This window comes from Brevibacterium sp. FME17 (genome assembly GCF_014897515.1).
GTDB lineage: Bacteria > Actinomycetota > Actinomycetes > Actinomycetales > Brevibacteriaceae > Brevibacterium.
Window position 1 is genome coordinate 34303 of record NZ_JABUYD010000017.1, and the last position, 24440, is coordinate 58742.

The 24440-nt window shown below is 63.1% G+C and carries 23 protein-coding genes, 1 pseudogene and 1 riboswitch; of the genes and pseudogenes, 4 read left to right on the plus strand and 20 right to left on the minus strand.

From position 1 onward, the window contains the following. Positions 1 to 31: 31 nt before the first annotated feature. The 5 genes from INT40_RS14680 to INT40_RS14700 all read right to left on the minus strand — a co-directional run bounded on the left by INT40_RS14680 (position 32) and on the right by INT40_RS14700 (position 4120). Complete coding sequence (locus tag INT40_RS14680) at positions 32 to 1420, minus strand: uracil-xanthine permease family protein (protein ID WP_101573384.1); 1389 nt, start codon at positions 1418 to 1420, stop codon at positions 32 to 34. 138 nt (positions 1421 to 1558) lie between these two features. Next, entirely contained in the window at positions 1559 to 2032 is a 474-nt protein-coding gene (locus INT40_RS14685) for a hypothetical protein (protein WP_193078628.1), read from the minus strand. A gap of 121 nt (positions 2033 to 2153) precedes the next feature. Then, entirely contained in the window at positions 2154 to 2936 is a 783-nt protein-coding gene (locus INT40_RS14690) for a methyltransferase type 11 (RefSeq protein ID WP_096159442.1), read from the minus strand. 127 nt (positions 2937 to 3063) lie between these two features. After that, the gene (locus INT40_RS14695; protein WP_096158067.1) at positions 3064 to 3423 is read right to left on the minus strand and encodes a DoxX family protein; all 360 of its coding nucleotides are present in this window, start codon (positions 3421 to 3423) and stop codon (positions 3064 to 3066) included. Positions 3424 to 3451: 28 nt separating this feature from the next. After that, a complete protein-coding gene (locus INT40_RS14700) occupies positions 3452 to 4120 on the minus strand; it encodes a TetR/AcrR family transcriptional regulator (RefSeq protein ID WP_096159441.1) in 669 nt (222 codons plus the stop codon). Between the two features lie 105 nt (positions 4121 to 4225). Between INT40_RS14700 and INT40_RS14705 the strand changes: the two genes are divergently transcribed. Next, complete coding sequence (locus tag INT40_RS14705) at positions 4226 to 5485, plus strand: Nramp family divalent metal transporter (RefSeq protein WP_096158069.1); 1260 nt, start codon at positions 4226 to 4228, stop codon at positions 5483 to 5485. A gap of 43 nt (positions 5486 to 5528) precedes the next feature. On the opposite strand, the gene INT40_RS14710 is transcribed toward INT40_RS14705, so the two are convergent. From INT40_RS14710 to INT40_RS14735, 6 genes are all read right to left on the minus strand, one after another. Then, positions 5529 to 6413, minus strand: a complete 885-nt coding sequence (locus INT40_RS14710; protein ID WP_096158070.1) for a metal ABC transporter permease — start codon at positions 6411 to 6413, stop codon at positions 5529 to 5531. After that, complete coding sequence (locus INT40_RS14715) at positions 6410 to 7153, minus strand: metal ABC transporter ATP-binding protein (protein ID WP_096158071.1); 744 nt, start codon at positions 7151 to 7153, stop codon at positions 6410 to 6412. The genes INT40_RS14710 and INT40_RS14715 overlap by 4 nt, the downstream gene beginning before the upstream one ends. Beyond that, positions 7150 to 8052 carry a metal ABC transporter substrate-binding protein gene (locus tag INT40_RS14720; RefSeq protein WP_096158927.1) on the minus strand — a complete coding sequence of 301 codons (903 nt, stop codon included), beginning with the start codon at positions 8050 to 8052 and terminating at the stop codon, positions 7150 to 7152. Before INT40_RS14720 ends, INT40_RS14715 begins: the two co-directional genes overlap by 4 nt. A gap of 223 nt (positions 8053 to 8275) precedes the next feature. Then, the gene (locus INT40_RS14725) at positions 8276 to 9811 is read right to left on the minus strand and encodes a lipase maturation factor family protein (RefSeq protein ID WP_226831417.1); all 1536 of its coding nucleotides are present in this window, start codon (positions 9809 to 9811) and stop codon (positions 8276 to 8278) included. Positions 9812 to 10009: 198 nt separating this feature from the next. Next, the gene (gene betT, locus INT40_RS14730) at positions 10010 to 12256 is read right to left on the minus strand and encodes a choline BCCT transporter BetT (protein WP_096158928.1); all 2247 of its coding nucleotides are present in this window, start codon (positions 12254 to 12256) and stop codon (positions 10010 to 10012) included. A gap of 215 nt (positions 12257 to 12471) precedes the next feature. Next, complete coding sequence (locus INT40_RS14735) at positions 12472 to 13569, minus strand: hypothetical protein (RefSeq protein ID WP_096158073.1); 1098 nt, start codon at positions 13567 to 13569, stop codon at positions 12472 to 12474. 219 nt (positions 13570 to 13788) lie between these two features. Between INT40_RS14735 and INT40_RS14740 the strand changes: the two genes are divergently transcribed. Further along, positions 13789 to 14541 (plus strand): metal-dependent transcriptional regulator, encoded by a 753-nt coding sequence (locus INT40_RS14740; protein ID WP_226831398.1) that lies wholly within the window; start codon positions 13789 to 13791, stop codon positions 14539 to 14541. Here INT40_RS14740 and INT40_RS14745 read toward each other — a convergent pair. The 7 genes and pseudogenes from INT40_RS14745 to INT40_RS14775 form a co-directional block, all read right to left on the minus strand. After that, positions 14533 to 14955, minus strand: coding sequence for a hypothetical protein (locus INT40_RS14745; protein WP_096158074.1), 423 nt, complete (start codon positions 14953 to 14955; stop codon positions 14533 to 14535). The genes INT40_RS14740 and INT40_RS14745 overlap by 9 nt on opposite strands. A 33-nt stretch (positions 14956 to 14988) precedes the next feature. Then, positions 14989 to 15100, minus strand: a riboswitch (SAM riboswitch). A gap of 140 nt (positions 15101 to 15240) precedes the next feature. Beyond that, positions 15241 to 16749 carry an inorganic phosphate transporter gene (locus tag INT40_RS14750; protein WP_193078629.1) on the minus strand — a complete coding sequence of 503 codons (1509 nt, stop codon included), beginning with the start codon at positions 16747 to 16749 and terminating at the stop codon, positions 15241 to 15243. 674 nt (positions 16750 to 17423) lie between these two features. After that, positions 17424 to 18182 (minus strand): annotated as a pseudogene (gene erm, locus INT40_RS14755) (23S ribosomal RNA methyltransferase Erm); the annotation flags it as partial. A gap of 510 nt (positions 18183 to 18692) precedes the next feature. Next, the gene (locus INT40_RS14760; protein WP_096158077.1) at positions 18693 to 19289 is read right to left on the minus strand and encodes an HdeD family acid-resistance protein; all 597 of its coding nucleotides are present in this window, start codon (positions 19287 to 19289) and stop codon (positions 18693 to 18695) included. A 47-nt stretch (positions 19290 to 19336) separates the two neighbouring features. Continuing rightward, the gene (locus INT40_RS14765) at positions 19337 to 20365 is read right to left on the minus strand and encodes a slipin family protein (protein WP_193078631.1); all 1029 of its coding nucleotides are present in this window, start codon (positions 20363 to 20365) and stop codon (positions 19337 to 19339) included. A 152-nt stretch (positions 20366 to 20517) separates the two neighbouring features. Then, positions 20518 to 21318 carry a glutamate racemase gene (locus INT40_RS14770; protein WP_193071340.1) on the minus strand — a complete coding sequence of 267 codons (801 nt, stop codon included), beginning with the start codon at positions 21316 to 21318 and terminating at the stop codon, positions 20518 to 20520. Then, positions 21315 to 21887 (minus strand): HAD domain-containing protein, encoded by a 573-nt coding sequence (locus INT40_RS14775; RefSeq protein ID WP_101573358.1) that lies wholly within the window; start codon positions 21885 to 21887, stop codon positions 21315 to 21317. Before INT40_RS14775 ends, INT40_RS14770 begins: the two co-directional genes overlap by 4 nt. A gap of 134 nt (positions 21888 to 22021) precedes the next feature. On the opposite strand from INT40_RS14775, the gene INT40_RS14780 reads away from it, so the two are divergent. Then, on the plus strand, positions 22022 to 22645 hold the full coding sequence (locus INT40_RS14780) for a DUF6597 domain-containing transcriptional factor (protein ID WP_193071341.1): 624 nt from the start codon (positions 22022 to 22024) through the stop codon (positions 22643 to 22645). On the opposite strand, the gene INT40_RS14785 is transcribed toward INT40_RS14780, so the two are convergent. After that, the gene (locus INT40_RS14785; RefSeq protein ID WP_193071342.1) at positions 22628 to 23044 is read right to left on the minus strand and encodes a VOC family protein; all 417 of its coding nucleotides are present in this window, start codon (positions 23042 to 23044) and stop codon (positions 22628 to 22630) included. The genes INT40_RS14780 and INT40_RS14785 overlap by 18 nt on opposite strands. A 128-nt stretch (positions 23045 to 23172) precedes the next feature. Between INT40_RS14785 and INT40_RS14790 the strand changes: the two genes are divergently transcribed. Further along, on the plus strand, positions 23173 to 23856 hold the full coding sequence (locus tag INT40_RS14790; RefSeq protein ID WP_096158083.1) for a 4a-hydroxytetrahydrobiopterin dehydratase: 684 nt from the start codon (positions 23173 to 23175) through the stop codon (positions 23854 to 23856). A 4-nt stretch (positions 23857 to 23860) separates the two neighbouring features. Here the strand turns inward: INT40_RS14790 and INT40_RS14795 are convergent, their stop codons facing one another. Beyond that, the gene (locus INT40_RS14795; RefSeq protein WP_193071343.1) at positions 23861 to 24262 is read right to left on the minus strand and encodes an acyl-CoA thioesterase; all 402 of its coding nucleotides are present in this window, start codon (positions 24260 to 24262) and stop codon (positions 23861 to 23863) included. Between the last annotated feature and the right edge of the window lie 178 nt (positions 24263 to 24440).

Consider the following 24440-nt stretch of genomic DNA (forward strand, 5'->3'; position numbering starts at 1 on the left):
ACCGCTGCGGGGCGGTGCCCGCCTGACCAGCTCAGATCCGATAGTCGCCGGGACGCTGATCCAGGTGGCTGGGGTCGTCGATCGCCGTACGACTCTTCGGGTGCCGGTTCCGTTTGCCTGTGTGATGGAAGAGCAGATTGAGCACGACCGAGACGAAGGCGGCCATCGCGACTCCGCTGCCCAGCAGCGATGCGACGTTGGGAGTCAGCTGCGAGTACATGCCCGGAATGAGGACTGGGAGCAGTCCGGCTGCCAGTCCGACGGTGGCCGTGATGAGGTTGCCTGTCTGGTTGAAGTCGACCTTGGCGAGCATCTGTATGCCCAGGACCGCGATGATCGCGAAGACCACGACTGCCGTTCCGCCGACGACTGCCGCCGGGATGCCGTTGAGGATCCTGGCGATGGGGCTGATGCCGATGATGATGAGGAGGACACCGGCGAAGGCTGTGACGAACCTGCTGCGCACGCCCGAAGCACGCACGATGCCGACATTCTCACCACTGGTGACCATCGCCGGTGTGCCGAAGAGCCCACCGAAGATCGTCACGATGCCATCGGCGCGGATCAACCGTGGAACATCGCGACTGGGGTCGACCTTCTTCTCGACGATCTCACCGTTGATGATCGTCTGTCCCGTCGCCTCGGCCATGGAGGCCAATGCCCACAGCAGCATCGGGATCGCGGCGATGACATCGAACTTCGGGGTACCGAAGGGGAAGAGCGTCGGGGCTGCCAGCAGCGGGCCGCTGGTCTGTGCTGCGAAGTCGGTCACGCCCATGAACGCGGCGACGATGGTGCCGCCGATGAGTCCGAGAGCCACGGAGAGCTTGCCGAGCATTCCGCGCAGGAAGCGGAAGCACAGCACCGTGATGACAACCGTGATGAGGCCGAGCAGCAGGTTCTGCGGATCACCGAACTCCTTCGTATCGGCCTCACCGACGATGAGTTTGCCGGTGACTTGGACGAGGTTGACGCCGATGACGATGACCATGATTCCGATGACCAGCGGCGGGAAGAACTTGAGCAGCTTCACGAAGAGGGTGACTGCCAGGATGTAGAAGACGCCGGTGAGGATGACCGCGCCCACGGCCGTCTCGATGTCGGTGCCCTGGCCGATCGTGATGAACAGAACGGTGGCCGCACCGCCTGGAAGCATGACGAAGGGCAGCTTGACCCCGATCTTCCACACGCCGACGGATTGGAGGATCGACCCAAGGCCGGAGAAGATGAAGACCGCAGCCAAGACCGCCGAGGTGGCCGCTTCATTGAGGTCCAATGCGCCGGCGATGAGGAAGACCGAGGAGATCGGTGTGGCCACCATGACCAGAACATGCTGGATCGCGAACGGGATGAGTCGGTGCATCGGCCGGAGCTGATCGACGGGGTGGACGGTCTCGGCTGCTTCTGGTGCGGCGGTCATAGGACTCTCCTCGGAAACGCATCATGATCGGGCCTGGCGACATTGGCGGCCAAATCGATTTGTCTAATCGTCCCTGGCGACGCGGATCGTGTCAAGAGTCAGTCTGAATGTCGGACGAAACCGAGTCGAACGACGGCCTCAGGCGATGGCGAGGCTCAGGATTATGAAAAGTCCGAAGGAGATGAATGGGGCCAGGGCGGCGATGGCGATGGCGATGATTCCCTGAGTTCTGGCGCGGTCGTTGGCAGCTGAGACGATGCCCATGATGAGGCCGGTGACCCCAAGAGCCGCGCACAGGACTTGCAGGCCGGCAAGTGCGATCGCAAGGTTCTGGTACCAACTTGGAATGTCGGTGAAGAAGTGGCCGTGTTCGTTCTCCATCGGGCCGATGGTGACGCCGAGGGTGATCGAGGCGAGCAGAGACAGTCCTGCGGCAATGATTGTGATGCCCAGGGCGACCTTGCCGAGCAGCGGCCGGTTCGCATCTGCGGGCGACGAGACGGGTGAGCGACTCAAGGTGTTCACCTGACTTCCCAGCACCGCGGTATAGGGCTGCTGTGCGGCCAATTCGTCATCGGTGGGCTGGGGGTACATGAAGTCCGGCGAGGTCATGTCTTCGACACTATGCGCGCCGACCACCACCCGCCCATGCGGCTTCCCTGTGACCCAGGTCGGGAAAACCTGACCGTCCCCCGGAGGTTGGAATACTACAGTCCGCCGAGGAGCGGGAGGACTATCGCTCGGCGACGATGAGGAAGCGCTTCTGCGCCACCTCAATCGGCGATCTGCGGGCCGCTAGTCGGTCAAGGGCCACAAGATTGTCCGCCACGTTGAAGCCGGGAACGTCCCAGGGGACGTAGGCGAGATATTCGATGATCGCCTCGACGTCGGCGAATTCCATCGTGCCTGTCCACTCATCGGCATCGCTGATCGTGAAACCGTGCGCCTCGAGTTCGTCAATGCAGGGCTCGAGGCGATTGTCGGGAGCCTCAGGTGTGCCGCCGAACCAGAGCCTGAACTCGCCGGCCTCGGTTCCGTCGACCTGCTGGGTGAGGAAGCGTCCGTCTGGCATCACAACGCGGGCGAGCTCGGACGGATCGTAGCTCTCATGCCGGTTCATTACGAGTTCGAAGAAATCGTCGGGCCAGGGCATGGGTTCGCCGGTCTCGCTGTCGTACTCACGAACCTCGATGCCGTATTCCGCCAGCGCCGAGGTGGCCAGCTCCAGGTTGGGCTTCCACCCCTCACTGGCAAAGACCGAGGATCCGCGATTGAGGAAGCCTCCAATGGTGCTGACATGTTTGACGAGTTCGCCGAGGCGCTCGCCTCCGCCGGTTCCCATGTCGAGGCACGGCATCGACTGCGCCATCGCTTTGGCGCAGGTCAGGTCGAAATCCCAGGGCGGGTCATCGGCGACGACCCTGGAGCCGAGGGGGTCGAAGTTCCAGCCGGTCATCACTGCGGTTTCGTGGATCCATGCCCAGCGGGCGTATCGGTCCTCTGCTGATTCGGCCACGCCGCCAATCCCTCCGTCGCGGAGCCGAACTCTCGGCCCTGACTCCACTATGAAATCTCCGGCGGGTGAAAACAAACATCCAGGTAAGCGGGTCCGAAGGTGTTCGAACTTTCCCAGTGGCAGTGGCTCAGGTGAGGAAGCAGAAGACGAGGATGAGGATGTTGAGCACGAGCAGCCCCAGGCAGTTGACCCAGAAGTCGCGGCCGATGTAGTGGGCGCGCAGATGGGCACCGGCGGCGGTGAGGAAGTAGGCGATGAGGCCGACGGTCGCTGCCAGGCCGACGCCCGGGATCCAGAAACCGGCGACCAGGCCCGCCACCGCGAGGAACTTCACCACGGCGAGGACCCACCACCAGTCGCTGGGGAGTCCGACTCCGTCGAGGCAGTCGACGATGGCCTTCGGCGGCCGGAATGTCATGAGGCCGTCGACGAGGACGATGAGAGCCATCACCGCCACAGGCCACCAGGGATCGGGGAGCAGGGTCATGTGGACTTCCGTATTTCGGGAGGCGGCCTCATGCGGGTCTCCTCAGCTGGGTGTGGAACGCGATGCTCTGAGAGAGCGCCTCGGTCGCCTCGGGCAGGCTCATATCGCTGGCCGCCCATCGGAACAGGATTCCGAGGTAGGAGTCGTAGAGCGCCACGGCGCTGGCCAGTGCATATGCTTCGCTGATCCCGATTGAGATCAGGCTCGAGGACAGCTTCTCCTGGAGGTCAACGGCAAGAGACTCAAATACCTGGGGCTTGCCGGGCACCCGCATCAGCGCGGCCGCATAGTCCCGAGACAGGTCCTCGTGAGCCGCGAAGAATTCGAGGAACGGCAGGAAGATGCCCACCAAGTGGTTCTGCACCGCCGAGGTGGCCGCTGGCTTCACCCTGCCACGTGCAGACGATGCCGGCTGACTTCGTGCCGATGCCACTGACCCCGTGCGCGCTCGAACTGGAAGGGTATAGGTCCCGGACTGGAGCTGTGCGATCCAGCGGTCGTAGCAGCGAATGAGGAGGACATCCTTGTCGCCGGCGGCCATCACCCTGCCCACGGACACCTCGGCGCGGGTGGCGATGCCTCTGACTGTCGTGGCTTTGTAGCCGGATTCGAGAAACAGATCGGCGGCGGCGGAGATGATCTTCTCCTCGGTGCGCAGCCGGCGGTCTGTAAATGAGTGAACGTGTTCAGTAGGCATGGTCGAAGCGTAGGCCTTTCCGTGTTCAGTTACCAGATGCGGTCGCAAATTGAGGCCAATTGAGAAGATGTTGCCCGCAAGGTAGAGTTAATGTACCTTAACTTTATGAACGTCGATCCACCGGATTCCGGCACCTCCATCGCCGCTGCACGTCCGAAGAAGGTCTCCACCTTCTTCCTTCTGGGTCCGGCCTTCGTCGCCGCGATCGCGTACGTCGATCCGGGCAACGTCGCCGCCAATCTCAGCGCGGGTGCCGAGTACGGATACATGTTGGTGTGGGTCTTGGTCGCGGCCAATCTCATCGCCGTTCTCGTGCAGTACCTGTCCTCGAAGCTCGGCCTGGTCTCCGGGCAGTCCCTGCCCGGCCTCCTCGGCGGCAGGCTCAGTCGACGATCGCGGCTGGCATATTGGGGGCAGGCGGAGATCGTGGCCATCGCCACTGACATCGCCGAGGTGATCGGCGGCGCCATCGCGTTGAAGATCCTCTTCGACCTGCCGCTGCTGCTGGGCGGTCTCATCGTCGGCGTCGTGTCTCTGTTCCTGCTCTCGATCCAGTCCACCCGTGGTCAGCGTCCCTTCGAAACGGTGATCATCACCCTGCTCGCAATCATCGCCATTGGATTTCTAGCAGGCCTGTTCGTCGGCGATGTGAACTGGGGACAAGCGGCAGGTGGAATCGTGCCCAGGCTCGAGGGCACGAACTCCGTTGTCCTGGCCGCCAGCATGCTTGGCGCGACCGTGATGCCCCACGCCATCTACCTCCACTCGGCACTGTCCGTCGACCGACACGGCAGTGCCCCGCGTGCCTCGATTCCCCAGCTGCTCAAGGCCAGCCGGTGGGACGTCGTGCTTTCACTGGTCATCGCCGGTTCGGTCAATATCGCGATGCTGCTGTTGGCCGCGGCATCACTGCGGGGTCAGACCGGGACCGACACGATCGAGGGCGCGCACGCGGTCGTGCAGGCCAACCTCGGCGAGGTTGTGGGTCTGTTCTTCGGTATCGGACTGCTCGCCTCCGGCTTGGCCTCGAGCGCGGTCGGGTCCTATGCGGGGGCCTCTATCATGCAGGGACTGCTGCGGATCAACGTGCCGATCGTGTGGCAGCGCGCGGTGACGATGATTCCCGCACTCATCATCCTGAGCCTCGGGGTGGATCCGACCTGGTCACTCGTGCTCAGCCAGGTCGTGCTCAGCCTCGGCATCCCCTTTGCCATGGTTCCCCTGGTCAGGCTGACGACGAACCGGACGGTGATGGGTCAGTACGCGAACTCGCGCATCATCACGATCATCGCCATCCTCGCCTCGGTGCTCATCATCGCCCTCAACATCGTGCTCATCGTGCTCCTGGCCCTCGGTGTCGACTGATCGGAGCATCGGGGGCCCTCGTGGCGTCGAAGACGCCCTCGCATCATGCGCCCGCGTCTGCACCGATGAGGTCTCGACGTCTCCTCCGTGCAGACAATCGGCGTCCGATGAGTCCGTGGCGGGGGCTGAAGAGGTAGACCAGCGCGAAGATCGCACCTTGGGAGAGCACGACCATCCCACCCGAAGCGGTGTCGAGGTAGTAGCTCGAATAGAGCCCGGCCACCGCACAGGCGATCGAGATCGCCGGCGCGATGAACAGCATCCGCTGGAAGCGGTCCGTGAGAAGGTATGCGGTGGCGCCGGGGATGATGAGCATGGCGACGACGAGCACCACCCCGACGGCCTGCAGCGCGACGACGGAGGTGAGCGCGAGCAGGCCGAGCAGAGTCGCACCGAGGAGCTTCGGATTGAGCCCCAGAGCATGAGCGTGAGTGGGATCGAAGGCGAAGAGCGTGAAATCCCTGTTCTTGGCCACGAGCACCGTCAGAGTGATGGCGCCGAGGATCGCCACCTGGAGCAGCTCGGACCATGAGACGCCGAGGAGATTGCCGAAGATGATGTGATTGAGGTCTGTGTGCGAAGGCGTGACGGAGATGAGGACCAGACCCAGCGCGAACAGGGACGTGAAGACGATGCCGATCGCTGCGTCTTCCTTGATCCGACTGGTGTCGCGCACGGCACCGATGAGTCCGACGGCGAGGAACCCGAAGACCACGGCACCGAGGGCGAACGGCGCACCGAGGGCGTAGGCGAGGACGACGCCGGGCAGCACCGCATGGGAGACAGCGTCACCCATGAGCGACCAGCCGATGAGCACCAGCCAGCAGGAGAGGACAGCGCAGACGATCGATGCGATCAGCGTCGTCGCCAGGGCGCGGAGCATGAAGTCGTAACCGAGAGGCTCGAGCACGAGCTGAATGGCGCTCATGCCCCATCACCACTGTTCATCACATCGAGTCCGAAGGCCAGGGCGAGGTTCTCGGGTCGGAGCACCTCCTGGGGGTCGCCGTGGAGCAGCACCCTGCGCATGAGCAGGATCGCCTCGTCGGCAAGGTCCGGCAGCGCATGCAGATCGTGGGTGGACACGAGCACCGTGGCGCCGTCCTCGGCGAGCTCTCGCAGCAGTCGCGTGATCGTGGCCTCGGTGCGCTTGTCGACACCGGCGAACGGCTCGTCGAGGAGCAGGATCGTGGCCCCCTGCGCAATGCCACGTGCGACGAATGCCCGCTTCTTTTGACCGCCGGAGAGCTGGCCGATCTGGCGGTCGGCGTACTCGGTGAGTTCGACGCGTTCGAGGGCGCGGTCGACGGCCTCACGGTCGGTCTTCCGTCGTATCCGCAGCGGTCCCATATGCCCGTACCGACCCATGGTGACGACTTCCCGCACCGACAGCGGGAAGTCCCAGTCGACATCCTCGCTCTGCGGCACGTAGCCGAGAATGCCCGACCGGCGTGCGCTCGTCGTGGATGCGCCATTGATCAGCACGCGTCCCTGGTCGGGTTCCAGCAGTCCCATGATCGTCTTGAACAGGGTCGACTTTCCGGACCCGTTCATGCCGATGAGCCCGCAGATCCGCCCGGTCTCGAGGGTGAGGGCGGCCCGATCGAGGGCCAGGACCTGTCCATAGTGGACGGTCACCTCGTCGACGGCGATGGCGGGGGCGCTCATGAGCTCTTCCCGGTCAGGGCGTCGGAGATGACCGCGGAATCGTGCCGGATGAGATCGAGGTAGCTGGGAACCGGGCCGTCGGCTTCGGAGAGCGAATCGACGTAGAGGGTGCCGCCGAAATCAGCCTCGGTGGCCTCGACGACCTGCTTCATGGGTGCCGCGGAGACAGTGGATTCGCAGAACACCGCGGGCACCCCGTTGTCCTCGACGAACTCGATCGCCGAGGTGATCTGGCCGGGTGTCGCCTGTGCCTCGGCGTTGACCGGCCAGATGTACTTCTCACTCAGGCCGGCGTCTCTGGCGAGGTAGGAGAATGCGCCTTCGCAGGTGACGAGTGCTCGCTGTCGCTTCGGCAGAGCCGACAGGTCCTCCACGAGTTCGTCCTGGACCATCTGCAACTCGGCTTTGTAGGCCTCCGCCTGGGCTGTGAAGTCGTCGGCGTGCGCGGGGTCGAGGTCGCTGAAGGCCTCGGCCATGTTGTCCGCGTAGATCTGGACGTTGAGCGGACTCATCCAGGCGTGGGGATTGGGTTTGCCGGCGTAAGCATCCTCGGTGATCGATAGCTCCTCGATGCCTTCGCTGACGACGGCATGGGGAACGTCGAGGTCGCCGACGAACTGTTCGAACCACTGTTCGAGGTTGAGCCCGTTGTCGAGGACGAGGTCGGCCTGCGATGCTCTGCGAATGTCTCCGGGAGTCGGTTCATAGCCATGGATCTCGGCGCCGGCCTTGGTGATGGACGCGACGTCGAGATGGTCGCCGGCGACGTTCTCTGCGATATCGGCGAGCACGGTGAAGGTGGTCAGCACGACCGGCTTGTCTCCCTCGCCGTCCGCCGATCTAGCCGAGGGAGCGCCGGCTGTGCAGGCGGTGAGGCCAAGCGCGAGGGCGGACGCGATGGCGGCTGTGAGTGTGCGGGAGAGATGACGGCGTCTGCGGTGGGGGCAGCTGAGATGTGGATGGCTGGGGTGGGGCAAGGTGGCTCCTGCTTCGGAAACTGGTGCCCGAGCCTAAGTCAGGATCGGAAAGTTAATGTAGGTTAACTTTAGATCCGTCCGGTCTCCGTGGCAACTTTCTCATCTGCGCAAATGTGCAACCCAGTCCGATGGTGCTGCAGCGTCTTCAGCCCTCGCGCAGGTCCGTGGGCTCGACCATGGTGCGAGGATTCGAACGCACCCACCACGGCCGAGGTTGGCCTTCGTCCGCAGCCGCACGCCGTTCCTGCCTGGTGGCGTAGCGGTAGGTGAAGATCCGGACCCGGATGAGGGCCGGTGCCTGACCACCGAAGGGGTCAGGGCCCAGTTGCGTTCGGATCTGCGCATCCCCGGAACCGATGCGTTCAAGGAGTGCATAGAACCAGGACTGCCGGTAGTCGCCGAGGGCCGCGAACCACATCAGCCAGTCCAGTCGCAGATGATAGGGCGCGACGAGCGGTGAGCGGCGGTGCACATCGCCTGGCTTGCCTTTGAACACGTAGGGGCGCCAGTCACCGTCAGTCATCGTTGCATCGGGATCGAGAGTGCCCTCGATGATGATCTCGTCACGAGTTTCGGTCATCGAGCCGAAGGCACCGTAGGCATTGCCCAGTCCCCACCGGTTGAAGCTGGCATTCATCTTCTGTCGGCGCGAGAACAGATTGCGCAGGGCGGGGACGTTGAGCACGCACTGCCAGACGACGAAGGCGGTGACGAGGACCGCCCACCACAGAGGCAGAGCCGCCGAGGAGGCGAGGGCACCGGTCGATGCCGACACACCGTCCGCCTCGGCGCCGGACAGACCGGACAGTCCCCACCCGGGCCATGGGCCGCCGATGATCCAGCCTAGGAACGAGTCGCTGATTCCGGCGAAGGCGAGGAGGATTGTCGCCCAATTCAGCCAGGCATAGTTGCCGGTGATGACGAGCGCGAGCTGTGTGATGATGATGGTCGCGGCGGCGAAGGAAGCGATGGGTTGGGGCAGGAACAGCAGCCACGGTGCGCTGAGCTGGATGACGTGACTGCCCAGAGTCTCACCGCGATGCCACCATCCGGGCATGAGGTGGGCTCGGCGGCTGAAGGGGCCCGGCATCGGCTGGGTCTGATGGTGATAGTCCATGGCGGTGAGATCCCGCCAGGAGCTGTCCCCGCGCATCTTGATCATTCCCGCCCCGAACTCGACGCGGACGACGAACCAGCGGAGGAAGAAGACCATCAGCAGCGAGGGAGCGACCTCGTGGGAGCCGAGGAATCCGATGAGGAATCCTGCCTCGAGGAGGAGTGACTCCCAGCCGAAGCCGTAGAAGCGCTGCCCGATGCTCGAGATGGAGAAGTACAGCCACCACATCAGCAAGAACACCGGAATCGTGGTCCACGCGGGCCCTGCCTGGGGGAGTCCGACGATGACGGTCATTGCTGCGAGCATGCCGATGCCGCACACGATGTGCAGCCGCCGGTCGGTGTAGGTGAAGCGCTTCCACCGGAACAGGCTCGGTGCCTGCGCGGAGGTGGTGGCCGCGATGAAGCGCGGTGCCGGGGTCAGCCCGTGCTCACCCAGCAGGGCGGGGAACTGGTTCCAGGCACTGAGGAAGGCGATGAAGAACAGGAGGGCGAAGCCGCGCTGGATGACTTCGCGCGCGATCGTGTAGTCGCCGGCTGACAAGAACGACAGCACCGCGGTCATCTCCACGCAGGCCACCTCCCGGTTCGTGCGTTCGCATGGTTCTCGAGTTCCCAGTCTCGACTATGGTGCCAAAGACGACTTCGTGCAATACCCTGCTGAATGCGCCGAGGCTGCCCCCGGTTTCGGGGACAGCCTCGGTTCATGTTCGTCGACGGTGTGCCGGCGCTCGGATTCAGCGCATCAGCACCCTGCGTCTCATCAGCGTCGTTCGCCAGCAGGCTCCGGATCAGCTTCGCCGATCTCCTCGACCTCATCCGCCCAGGTGGGCACCGCCGGAATCGCATCCGTGGCCGGAGGGCTCGGCGGGGTCACGACCGACTGATACGAGTGTTCGTGTGAGTAGGCGAGGAACGACAGGTGGTTCTCGTAGCGGTCGAGGACGTCGTCGATGATCTGCTGGCTGCTCAGCCCCATGAGGTCATAGCCCTCGGACCCGGTCTGTGTGAAGACCTCGACCCTGTAGTACACGTCGTCGCCGCGAGGTGCATTGCGTGCGCCGAAGGTGGGGACATTGTGTTCGACAGCGGCGATCTGATAGTGGAAGTCGCGCTGCTGGCCCATGTCGACGAAGAGGGTGCTCTCCGTGATTCCCGACTCCGGGCCGGGTTCCTTGGTGAGGTCGACCGTGTAGTCGAGTTCCCGGAATTCTGCGGCCACGGCTTCGAGGGCAGGTTCGACCACCTCGGTGACGAATCGGTCCACGGACTTCTTCGAAGGGTAGGAGCGGAGGGTGGCGAGCCTCTGCCGCCAGGTCTTCTCCGGGGTCCTGCCACCGTGGACGGCAGTTGTCCGACGCTTGCGGGTCCTGCCCTCGCGCTCGGCTCGTTCCATGCGCAGAACCTTCGAGAAGGAGGCCATGACGAGGTAGGCGATGACGGTGACCGGCAGAGCGAAGATCAGGGTCGCATACTCCATCGTCGTCACTCCTCCGGCAACGAGCATGGCGATGGTGAGCACGGCGGTGACGAGGGCCCAGAAGATGCGCAGCCATTTCGCCCCATCCTCTTCCGGGTTGGGGATCGTGGACGAGAAATTCGACATCACCATGGCGCCCGAATTCGCACTCGTGAGGTAGAAGAGCAGACCCGAGAGCGTGGCGAGTCCGATGAGGAAGGCCGCCCCAGGGAACATGTCGAGGAGGGCGTACCAACCCTGCTCCGGTGAGTCGATGGCGAGTTTTGCGAATTCGGAGTTGCCGTCGAAGACCTCCGCCAGTGCGGAGTTTCCGAAGATCGTGACGATGATGAAGTCGCAGAGCACCGGTGCGGTGATGGCGGCGATGACGAATTCGCGCAGAGTACGTCCACGAGAGATGCGGGCAAGGAACAGTCCGACGAAGGGACCCCAGGCGAGCCAGAAGGCCCAGAAGAACAGGGTCCAGGCACCCATCCAGGCGGAACCGTCATCGACGTAGGCGAAGGTGGCCAGGGTCCGCTCGGGCAGGGTGAAGATGAAGCGCCCGATGTTCTCGACCATGGCGTTGAGCAGGAACGCGGTCTTGCCGGTGATCAGGATGTAGAGCATCATCGCGGCACAGGACCACAGGTTGAGCTCGGAGACCAGGCGGATGCCCTTGTCCACACCCGAGGTGCAGGCCGCGATCGTCATGACGACTGCGACGAGGACAAGGGCGATCTGGAGGCCGAGGCCCTGCGGGAGGCCGAAGAGTTCGGAGAATCCGACGTTGAGCAGGACGACGCCGATCCCCATCGAGGTGGCCACACCGAAGACGGTGCCGACGAGGGCGAAGATGTCGATGACATCACCGGTGGCCCCGCGCACACGCTTGCCCAGCAGCGGGTAGAGGACCGCACGGATCGACAGGGGCATCCCCCAGCGGTAGGCGAAGTAGCCCATGGCCATACCCAGCAGCGAGTACATCGACCAGCCGGCGATGCCGTAGTGGAACATGGTCCACACAACAGCGTCCTGGGCGGCGGCCGCTGATTCGGGATCGGCATTGACAGGCTGAAGGAACTGGGTGATCGGTCCGGTCACCGAATAGAAGAGCATGTCGATGCCCACACCTGCGGCGAAGAGCATCGCGACCCAGGTGAACAGGTTGTACTGCGGCCGGGAATGGTCTGGTCCCAGCCGGACCGAGCCTTCCTTAGACAAAGCGACCCAGAGGACGAAGGCGATGACGACGGTGACGGTGAGGACGTAATACCAACCGAGGTTGGTCGCGATCCAGTCGACGATCGACTTCATCGTCGACTGCGCAAAGTCAGGCATGAGCATCGCCCACACGGAGAAGGCGAGGATCACCGCCGAGGAGATGAGGAAGACCTTCCAGTTGACGCGAGATCCCCGCTCATCCGTGAGCTCCGCTGGACCGCGGCTCATCTCCGTGCTGGAGATCGGAGGGAGCTTCTCGCGATCGACGTCTCGGGCAGGTCTGTCGGTTCCGCCGAAGCGCTCACGCTCGACGATCGGCCGTTTCATCTCATCGTTGGGATCCTGCACGCATAACCTCCGGTCGGGAACTCTGGACTCGCCCAAAAGGGCACCGATACATACTAGACTCTCGGGGTATTGCCAGGGACTCCGCCCCCTATTTTCAGGGCGAGTTCGCTAGCTTCAGGCAGCCCGCGTAGCCCGGCAGAGGCAGTGAGGAGGTGCCGTGACGGTCCGGTTCTCAGCCGCGGACCAGTCTGCTCTCAGCTGCGGAGCTGTCCGGTTCGTGCGAGACGGGTGACCGCCTCGGCGAAGGCACGGGACTGCTCGGGATCTCCACCGACGACGCGCATGTCCTGGCGGTCGCGGAAGTGCGCAGTGGTCATCAGATCGTGGCCTACGCGCTCAGAGCTGGCGCCGAGGAGCTGCCCGGGACTGGCCTGTTCGAGAATGAAGGTCCGATCGGATCCGAGGATCGAGGCACGGACGAACCTTTGATTCGTGGCGATGAGCATCTGCGGTTCTGGGGTTCGCTCGCTCTTGAAGTGCATGAGCAGTTCCTCTCCATCTCGGAGCATGTCGAACGGCGGCGGACCTGGAGCCGGCCGGCGTTGAAGATCGGGGCCGAACTGCTCCGAACGCCGTCTCTCCCGAGCACTCAGTCGGGGGTGGTTCGCATCGTAGCGATTCACTCGGGCGATTGCCCAGGCGCGGGCACCGATGACGGCGATCAGGGTCAAAGGCAGAGCGAATGCGGCCATCGTCAGCGCCGGGCCTGTCGACTGCTCCGGGAGGAATATGAAACCGACAGTGACTCCGAGGGAGACGATGAACATGATGACCATCGCCGTGATGAAGAGACCGAACCGATCACGGTTGAACGCCTCGGCGATGGAGGCGAACATGAACCCGATATTGGTGCTGGCCCAGCACAGGAGGAAAAGGGTGAGGGCAGGAACTGGCGATGTGGCGTAGTCACCCCACACCGTTCCCGGACTTCCCGGGAATTCGGCAAACGAATGCCAGATGAACACCGAGGCTGCGCAGAAGACCGCGAAGATGAGCCCCACCGACAGCACCTTGTACCAGGACTGTCGGATGAAACCGGTGTACGAATCGGGTGCCCTGGGGAGGTGGGAATCGGCGGCCGCAGCGGCTGGCTTCGATGAGTCATCCTCGTCGAAGAAGATGATCGCAATCGAGTGATAGAGGCCGAGCAGGCCGAAGCACACCGTCGCGGCGCCTTTGGGGTCGAAATCACCGATGCGGTTGGCACGCGGGTCGATGCCGGCGTTCGTAAGGAAGAAGATGACCAACATGAATAGTGCGAGCGTCACTCCATAGACCAGGGTCGTGCTCAATCTATGCGTCCTCATCCTCATACTGTGATTCTTCCAGGCTGTATCTTTTCCCGCAGACGAAAGATGTTCCAGATCCGTGACCCCTCCTGTCGGCGCAAGAGCCAGACTTGACCTGAGCCGAAGGCCAGACTCGGGCCCGGGTCGGCAGCATCGTCAGATCTCAACGGCCGTCCGGCATTCATCGCACTGGATCTGCTCAGGTCTCACCCTCGACTGTCGATGAGGACCGATTCTGATCCCATGGGCTACGCTGAGCGCATGCGTGCAGGCGAAGTCTCCGAGGTCAGCCAGGACTATCTCAAGGCGATCTGGTCGGCTCAGGAATGGGGCGGGACACCGATGACTGCCACCGAGTTGGCGAACCGCTTCGGCACCACCAAGGCCAACGTCACCGAGGTGCTCAAACGTCTCGACGAGCTCGGGCTCATCGTCCGCGTGCCCTATCGTCCTCCGGTGCTGACCTCGAAGGGGGAGACGATAGCCCTATCGATGGTGCGCAGGCATCGCCTGCTCGAAACGTTCCTCGTCGAATCCCTGGGGTATGGCTGGGACGAAGTCCACGACGAGGCGGAGATCCTCGAACATGCGGCCTCGGATCGGCTTGTCGATCGCATCGACGCGTTCCTCGGCCGTCCCCAGGCCGATCCTCACGGGGACCCGATCCCCGGCCCCGACGGGAAGATCGAGTCCCATGGTTCCTCGCTGCTCCTCGCTGAGGCGGAACCCGGGTCCTACACGGTCATCCGGGTCTCGGACGCGGATCCCTCAGTCCTTGCCCACCTCGCCGAGGTGGGGGTGCGCCCGGGTGCACGCCTCGACGTCACCGAGAGAGAAAGCGGCGGAGCTGTCTCGATTTCGGTGTTCAGCGAACCTTTCGAATCGGAGCAGCCCGGAGCAGGACAGGGCGACGTGAAACGCATAGACGTGGATCGTCCGGTCGCCTCGGCGGTGTATCTGAAGGCATCAGGTTGATGTCGCGAACAGGAGCACCAGTTCGGCCGCTGTCCCCGGTGAGAAACCCTCTTTGAGCACCAGCCGTGGCCACTCTTGCCAGAGCTCGGCTTCGAACGGGACGCCCGGAACTTGGTTGCGGTGGGTGACCTGGCGATGGTGCGGATGTGACCTGAAGGAATTCGGATCGATCGCATGGAGCACTGCGAATAGTGAGTGGTAGAGGATCGGTGTGAATCCACAGTCGCGTGCCTGACCGGCCGTCCGAGCCCAACCAGGTGCCGCGACAGGAGTGCCTCTCCTGATCGCCGCCGACATCTGAGCCTTGATGCTGGCTGGTAGGGGGCCAGGAGAATGGTGGAGGATCACACGGCTCCATTCGAGGGCTTCTGTTTCGGAGAATCCCGGCCAGCGTTCGGTTGCCTCGTGAGACACAGTGACACTCGTTTCTCGGGCACCATGCGCCCGGATCGAATCTTGCCAACGCCATGTGGCGCTGACCCGTTCTATCCCTGGGGCACCCGGTCGATGACGGGTTGCCGCGTGGCCGGCCAGGTACCGATGGCCACGACTCGTGAACGTGTGAATGATTCTAGCGGCAGAGGCTGACACGGATGTCAGGAGCGGAACCGTCGGTGTCGATATCCCCACCGGTGTCGGTGAATGAGGAAGTCGCCTCGGCGGCCCGCTGTGCAGGCCGCCGAGGCGACTATCGGAGGGTCAGCCGAAGAACGTGCGTAAGGTGAGGACGCTGATGGCACCGATGCTCGCGGCGGCCGGCAGGGTGATGACCCAAGCCATGGCGATCGGCTTCATCAGCTTCCAGTTCGCCGATCGGTTGACCAGACCTACGCCGATGATCGCACCGATGAGGATATGGGTGGAAGAGACGGGCAGACCGCTGACTGAAGCCGCCATCACGACGGTCGCGGCGGCGAGCTCGGCGGCGAAGCCGGATGCAGGGTGGATCTCTGTGAGTTTGGTCCCGACCGTGGCGATGACCTTGCGGCCGATGAACCAGAGGCCGGCAACGAGGGCGATCCCGCAGGTGAGCATGGCGGCGAAGGGGACGGATGCCTCGGAGCTGATGTTGCCGGTCTTGAGTACGTCGAGGACTGCGGCGAAGGGCCCGATCGCGTTCGCAATGTCGTTGGAGCCATGGCTGAAGGCGAACGCCGAGGCGGTGAACACCTGCATCCAGGAGAAGAGGACGTAGGTCGCACGGGGAACTGTCTGCTTGCGCAGGGTCTTGGCGAAGACGAATACTGCCATCCACACGGCGAGGCCGATCATCGCCATGATGAGGGTGCCTCCGACGGCGCCGACTGTAACGTCGAGATTCTTCAGGCCCTTGAACAGGAGCATTGCGGTGAGGATGACGGCACCGCCTGCGGCGATGAGCGGAACCCAACGTTGAAGTGTGGAGTGTGAACCGACCGATTGATCGGCCGAAGCCGTGGTATCTGGATCGCGCTTAAGGTCCATTCCGGCGTCTGCAGCGTGGCTGCTTTCGCCGGTGGGGGCCAGCATGTGGGGTTTCAGGGTCTTTGACAGGGCATCGCCGAGGACGTACTTCTTGATCGCCCCGTAGATGAGGAAGGCGACGAGTGCGCCGAGCGCGGGGGAGAGGACCCATGAGATAGCGATCATGCCGACCTCTGACCACTGCACCATGGCGAAGCCTCCGGTGCCGGTGACGAAGCCGATGGTCAGGGAGGCGCCGATGATGCCGCCGATGATCGAGTGCGTAGTCGAGACCGGCCAGCCCATGCGGGTGGCGATCAACAGCCACACTGCCGCACCGAGGAGGGCGGCCATCATGATGTAGACGAACTCCATCGGGTCGAGGGAGACCGCACCCAGGTCGACGATTCCGCTTTTGATTGTGTCAGTGACATCGCCGCCGGCCAGCAGCGCACCACTGACCTCGAAGACAGCCGCAACAAGGAGCGCCTGCTTCATCGTCAGGGTGCCTGCACCAACCGAGGTGCCGAAGGCGTTCGCCACATCGTTGCCGCCGATGTTGAAGGCCATGAACGCACCGAAGATGACTGTCGTGATCAGCACCATGCGTGGTGCGCCCTGGCTGACATAGCCGAACGACCACAAAGTGAAGGCGATGAGAGTGACCGCGAGCAGCAGACCGAAAGCCAGGTGCCAGCGACGATCATTGCTGCGGCCGACGGTCTGCGCCGGCGTGAAGGTCTCTGGTGCCAGAGCCTGGGTCATGCGCGTCTCCTAGCGAGGATCATGAGATGTATTTCCAGCTGTCTCCCATGATTCGCACTCTGGGTGTCCGCAAGGTTAAGGGGTTGATGAATGGAAGATGAACACATTCAGCTCCTCCGGCGAACAGGAGATGCACAATAGCCGTAGTCTATCTCGTGTTTACGTGAAGTTCCTGGTCAGATGGTATGCAGCCGCCATCTGATCCGAGCTCAGTGAGTATGTCTGCCGAGGGGAATTCTGGTTGTGATGATGGACACGCGGGCACGATTGGCTCGTGCCCGCGTGTGGTGTGGCCGTCAGCCGTCAGCCGTCAGCCGTCAGCCTTGGCGCCGTGGCAGATTCCATCGCGGCTGAGGCTGGGACGGCTTGCCGTGCTGCGGCATGAAACCGCGCTCGGCCTGCAGGTGTCCCTTGTCGTGGCTCTTCGTCTTGGCCTCAGGGTCGACTCCCGGAATCTGGGCCTCGAGCTTCTTTGCCGCCTGGTCGGCGCCGACGATGGGAATCTCGCCCGTGATCACCGGTTTCTCTGCAATCACGGGGATCTCTCCCGTTCCGGCCGCGACGCTGGGGTTCTTGTGTCGTTTGTCGTTTCGCATGGTGTTTCCCTTCTTCTGTGATTTCCTGCTCTGCTTCTGTGCAGCTGGTGGGTTCTTCGTGGTGCTTGTCTCGGTCGTGCCGAGGGCCGAGTACAGTCCGGCCCACTGTTGGGGTTCGAGGTCTCGTGGCAAGGTGTCTCCTCTGACGTCGTTGCGGTCCATGGTCGATTGCAGCGTGGTGCGGTCAGTGAGGTCCATCGTCGTGAGGATTCCTTTCATCCCACGTCCGCGTCCGGTGAAGGCTGTGCGGACGAATTGTTGGTAATGAGACCTGTGCCGGTCCGGCACGAGGCTGGCTTCTAAGCGATCGATGGTGAGGATTCCACCATCGACGCTGGGCTTCGGTGTGAAGGCGTGGGCGGGTACGCGTTCGATGAGGCGGAAGTTGAACCAGGGAGTCCACTGGGCCGTCAGCATGGTTGAACCGCCGACTCCGGCGCGTTTGCGCGCGACCTCCCATTGAGTGAGCAGGATGGCGTTCTGCCATTTCCTGGCGCGCAGGAGTCTGCGCAGAATGGGTGTGGTCAGGTGGAATGGCAGGCTGCCGACGATCACCGGCTGGTCGAGCCGGGTTGTCAGGATGTCTGCGTGCTCGACCTGGGCGCGCGGGAATGTGTGTTCAAGGTGACTGATCCTCGTTTCGTCGAGTTCCACGAGCGTGAGTGGTCGCCCGAGCTTGTAGAGCTGGGCAGTCACTGCGCCGGTGCCGGGTCCGATCTCCAGGATCGGGCCGGCGGTGGCGCGGGTGAGGTTCGCGATCGTGTTGAGGGCTGAGGGTGAACGCAGGAAGTTCTGGCCGAGTTCGTGTCGGCCGCCGAATGATGAATGAGGTCGCATGGGCGCGCTCCGGAAGTGAAGAAGGGAGCACCCAAGGCAGCGCAATGCGCAAAGACATGTGTCAGAGAATTGCGGCTTCGCCCCGGATGCTGATGACTGTCCGGGTCGACAACGCGCTGCTACAGATCCTGCTCGATCGGTTCGGCGGCGACCAGTCCATCAACGGACCGGTGGTGCCGAGACTTCGATGAGGTCAGCGGATCACAGGAAGTGAATCGAGCGCGCTGTCAGGCGCGGCGATTGCGAATGTAGAAGCTCAGCGCTGTCGTTGCGCTGCGATTTAATGTTCCCATGGTCAATAAGCTAGCACGGGACCTTGCCAATGATCCAGGGTTTTGCCCGAATTCATCGGAAGCCGGCGGACCAGAACATCGAGTGAACCAGCTATCGCCGAGCGGACCAGCTGTAACCTGTGCCCTCGGCGATAACTGGTCCGCCTGGCAACTGGACTGCCGGCGATAAGTGGTCCGGCCGGCGACTGGTGGCTGACCTCGCCGAGGCGGTCGAGGCCTATTCGATGATCTCGCCGCTGATGACGTCGCCGCCACCGTCCTCTGGTGGCCTGCGGTGCGGGTCCTGACGAATCCTCTGAGCGGTCTTACGCAGACGCCACCCGAGTGCGACCAAGGCGATGCCGACGACGACGATGAAGCCCGCCAGAGTGAAGATCAATGTGGTGATGCCGGCGCCCGGATCCAAGAGGAAGAATCCGCCGAGGATGATTCCGGCGACTCCGATGATGGTCAACAGCCACCACATGCGCACCCCGACGCGGCGAATGAACAGGGAGGCAGTGACCGCGAGGAAGCTGAAGAAGATGACCGCGAACCCGGTCAATATGGTGACGAAGGATGCGAACAGCATGGGCGAGAAGAAGATGAGCGCGCCCAGCAGAATCAACAGGACGGAACGAGCCACCAGACTTCCCGAACGCGTGCCCTTCGGCGCCAGGACGAAGGATGAAACGGCGATGACGGCCAGCCAGATGGCGAAGATGCGCACGACCACCTCGGCGCTGGTGCCAGGCCAAACCAACATCAGCAATCCGACGAGAATCGCGATGACGCCGTTGACGATGACTGATCTGCTGGTGCGTTTCAGGTCCATGTCTCAAGCGTAGTCACTCGGGATGGAAGCTCGCTGAACACCGCCGATCATGTCGGCGTCTTTTCGTCGTTCGCGGCTCTGCTCGCCGGGGTGGCCGTGCCGTTCTCGCTGCCGGGCAGCTTGAGCGACGCGGGCAGGTTCATCGACTCATTCAGCCGCATGGAACCGGAGAGGGCCCGGACCATTCCGCCCAGATCATCCAGCGAGTGTTCGGTGTCCTTTGCTCCGAAGGTGGCACTCAACGAGGCATTTGCTGCCGAGGTGGTGCTGTCGCTGCTCGACGTCCCCGCGGGGACGTCCTCGGCTGAGGGTGTCGCCGCCTTGGGTGTGTTCCCCTCGAGGAAACGGAGCAGCTCGACCGGGAAGGGCAGAACCAGTGTCGAATTCTTCTCGGAAGCGACTTCGACGATCGTCTGGAGCAGACGCAGCTGCAAAGCTGCCGGCGTATCCGCCATCGACTCTGCGGCCTGAGCGAGCTTGGCCGAGGCCTGGAACTCACCATCGGCGATGATCACCCGTGAGCGACGCTCCCGCTCGGCCTCGGCCTGACGCGACATCGAACGCTTCATCGACTCGGGCAGGGCGACGTCCTTGATCTCGACCCGGTCGATGTGGACACCCCAGTCGACGGCCGGGCTGTCGATCATGATGGCCAGCCCCTGATTGAGCCGCTCCCGGTTGGTGAGCAGATCGTCGAGTTCGCTCTGACCGATGATCGAACGCAGAGACGTCTGCGCCACCTGCCCGACGGCGAGCTGATAGCTCTCGACATCGACGATGGCCCGCTTGGGGTCGACGACCTTGAAGTAGATGACGGCATCAACCCGGACGGTGACATTGTCACGGGTGATGCCTTCCTGGGCTGGGATCGGCATGGTGATGATCTGCAGATTGACCTTCTCCAGCTTGTCCACGAATGGGACGATGGCTGTCATCCCGGGGCGCTTGGGTTCACTGCTGACTCGGCCCAAGCGGAACACGACACCGCGCTCGTACTGTTTGACGATCTTCAGACTGTTTCCAAAGCCGATGGCACCGAGCACGATCAGACCGAAGATGATGTACAGGAAGAACATCGAACCGCCTCCTCAGACGATTGCCTGTCCTTTCAGATTAACCCCGTTGCGGCAAAAAAGACCCGGCCGGATGATAATGCCGATCCGACTCTCGGCGACGGTTCAAGGAGTCGCGCACTCGTCCAGGGTCTGTGAGCAGAATCGCTAGTGACTCAGAGCGTTGTTGCGGTTGCCCGTTCCCGAGCCAGCAGGCGTTTGCCCGCAGGATAGGCATCAAGGGACCGTGGCAGTTGGATTCGGCGGCCCGAGGCATAGGTGGCGATGACCTCACCGGTATCGGGCTGGTTCGGGCTCAGCCCGTGTGCTTCGACGCCGATTCTGCGCAGGGTCTGCTTCGCCACTGGAATCGGGGAGTCGAAGAGCGTGATCGCCCCCGCCCGAGCGGCCATGATCCGCTCGGCGACCAAGCCGTAGTGGGTGCACCCGAGCACGATGGTCTCCATGCCGGGGTCCATCTGGTTCAGGGCTGCGTCGATCGCGGAGTCGATGGTGGGCAGATCAGCTTCATTGATCGCCTCGGCGAGGCCCGGACATGCCACTTTGGACACGGTCACCTCGGCGGCGAAGGCGCCGATGAGGTTCTGCTGATAGGCGCTGCCCGTTGTTGCCGGGGTCGCCCAGATGGCGAAGTCCTGCCCGGTGCCGGCCGCCATCTTCACCGCGGGGACGGTGCCGATGACGGGGATGTCAGGTTCGTAGCGGGCGCGTACGGCCTCCAGGGCTTGGACCGAGGCGGTGTTGCAGGCGATGACGATCGCATCTGGGTCCCACTCGGCGAGCACGGCCGCAGAATTCAGTGCCCTGGCCTCAAGCGCTTCGGGGCTGAGGCTGCCATACGGGGTGAAATCCGGGTCCATCGCGAGAACCAGGTCGGCATGAGGTGCCAGATGGAAGAGTGCATCTGCGGTGCCGAGCAGCCCCAGACCGGAATCGAGCAGACCGATACGTGTCATGAAGCCTCTTTCGGGTAGGCGAATTCCTTGATCTCCTTCAGGTGCGCCTTCGTCAGGCCCTGCGCGAATTTCGGAGCAATGAGTTTGAGTCTGCTCGTCGAATAGTGCTCGACGAAGTAGTCGTGGGTGGCTGGTGCGGCGAGATCGTCATCGATCCACACGGCCCGACCTTGCTCGTGCGCTGCGAGCCACTCCTCCATGGCACGGGCCTTCCACCACAGGTGCGGATCGTTGGCGTACCGGTTGTGGGTCTCATCTGGCATCTCGATGACGTCGAAGGAGTTGCGCAGACCGAACTTCGGCTCCAACTCCGTCTTACACCGCTCTGACCAGGTGGAGAGCCATACGACATCGACTTCATGGGTTTCGACGAGACGATCGAAGAACGCGATCACCGCGGGCTTGTAGTGCAGTTCGTAATGCCAGGCCTGCAGCTTCTTGCGCCCTTCGATCATGATGCGCAGTTTGGGTACTGGGTACGAGTTGAGGACTCCATCGACGTCGAGGAAGACAGTGACATGCCGTGCCTGCCGACGTGCTGAAGACGTCGAGGGGGATGCAGTTGCCATTGTTCCTTCCTGGGGAGTCGAGTACCGGCTAGTCTGAGAACAGACAGCGTTGGAATTGGAGGCGGCGTCGACTCGGGAGACTGCCGACGAGTTTCAAGAATACCGCTCGAAACTGAAGAAGGACGAGCGCCCCTATGTACACGGAGATGCGCATCCCCAGGCTCCGCGCTTCGCTGTGGACGTCGGCCCCCGACGCCCGCCCGACATCGGCCCTCGCCGAGGTGGCTGTGAGCGTCCCGTCGAAGCCTTCCCTCATCGTGCCCGACGGCTGCATGGATCTCATCGTCATCGATTCCCTCGTCGTCGCCGGAGCAGACTCCACCGCACGAACCTTCCATTCTGCGTCGACGAGTGGTGCAGCCCAGCCGGTCGTGGGTCTGCGCTTCGACCCCGGCGTGCTCCCGCAGCTGCTGGCCACCTCGGCGGCCGAGCTCGCCGACAGGGTGACCCCTCTCGATGCTGTGGTGACTGCAGGCAGTCTCGCAACCGTCCCCGAGCCCGGACCCGGTGTCGGGCAGAGGCGGCTGTTGGACATCGCCGAGGTGGCCGCACAGTTCGCATACTCACCCAGACAGCTGCGGAGGCTGTCTTCCGCATGGTTCGTCTACGGACCCAAACACCTGTCGAAGGTCCTGCGCTGGCAGGCCGCACGGGCACTCATCGACGCAGGCTCCACCCGCACAGCGGCCGCAACCGCAACGGGCTACGCCGATGCGGCCTATCTGTGGAGAGACGAGAAGTCACTGCTGGGCCGGTGAACCCAGTGCCGCGAAGAGGTCGACATAGTTGTCGTCGGGATCGGAGACCACGGCGTACCGCTGACCCCAGAACGCATCCCAAGGTTCGTGAACGACTCCGGCCACGGGATCTGAACCCGCACCACCGGCAGTGAGCTGGGTAAATGTCGTATCAACCGCCTCGGCGGTGGAGCAGTCGAAGGCCAGGGACATCTTGTGGCCACCGGTCGGCCAGGTCCATTCGGGATCGATGCTGAGCATGACCGCCTCAGTGTCGAGGAGCAGGCGGAGGGTGCCCGAGGAGAACTCCGTGTGCGGAGCATCCGCGCCGCCGTCGACTAAGTCGAGGCCGAGTGCGGAGTAGAACCGCACTGCTGCGGACATGTCTGCGGTGATGATTGAGATCGCGTCGAGTTTCATGTTCCCAGGCTATGGGCACGAGGCCTGGCCGAGCATGAACAGAACGGCCATCTTCTCGCAGAGGCACCATTCCTCCGATAGCGTGACTCCTGCGACCAAACGCACACGCATCACGGGAGGAGCGAGTTGTGGGACACGATGGCGTTCTCACCAGTTCGCAGATCTTCGACGCTGACCTCGAGGACTGGCGGCAGTTGGCAGGGCCGATCAGGGCCAGATTCAGAACCGACGAATTCGGCCGAGGTCTTGCCTTCGTCAACGCGGTCGGGGAGGCGGCAGAACTGTCGAACCATGCCCCCGACATCACTCTCACGAAGACCGGTGTCACCGTGACTGTGGGCAGTCACGACGTCGGCGGCGTGACCGAACGGGATATCACTCTCGCTCGAAAGATCAGCACGATCGCCGCTGAAGCGGACCTGAGTGCTGACACCGCAAGCCTGATGCAGGCCGAATTCGCTCTCGACACGAATTCAAGTGATCGAGTGTCCGACTTCTACGCGGCACTCCTCGGCGGTGAACCTGCGGGAGTGCATGCGGGTGGTGACCTCGTCGACCCAACTGGTCAGGTGAATACGCTGCTGTGGTGGCAGAGGCCACGAGACGACAGCCGGTTCCCTCTGCCGGAGTCAGCCGTCCCGCAGAGTTGGCATCTCGATGTCTGGGTGAGCCATGACGAGGCCGAAGGACGGATTGCTGCAGCTCTCGCTGCGGGCGGCCACCTCGTCAGCGACACAGCTGCTCCGTCCTATTGGGTTCTAGAGGATCCCGACGGCAACCGAGCCTGCATCTGCGCGCCGATGGTCCACTGAGTCATCAGTCGGCTTCGGCGAGGTATTCCCCGAGGATGCTGCGAATGCCCTCGGGGATCGGCGAGGGCTTGCCGGTCTCCCGGTCGATGTGGACGAGGACGACGTCAGAGTTGAACACCTTCTGGCCGCTCTGGTCACCGCGGGTGTGGACGGTGAATGAGGAGTTGCCGATCCTCTTGATGGTCACCGTCATTGTGAGTTCGGGGCCGTACATGACGGGGAGCAGGTAGTCGATCGACTGGTTGGCGACGAGCATGCCACCGCCGGTCAAGCTCCCGGCCTTGGCCTCGTGGAGCCACCTGATGCGGCACTCCTCGATGAGGGTGATCATGCGGGCATTGTTCACATGACCCAGCAGATCCTGATCGGACCAGCGAACCTCTGGGGAATACTCGAATGTCTTCACAGACAACCTTTCGACTCATCTGCTTCGGAGACTCTCCACCTCCGACTATGGGACGCTACCAGGGCGACCGGACGATCCAGATCACCGGGACCTCTTATCGTCGGGTGCGGCCCTGCTGCCTCTTCGGACCTGATCGATCGTTCTATAGTTAAACAGGACAGATCGACGAAAGGAAATC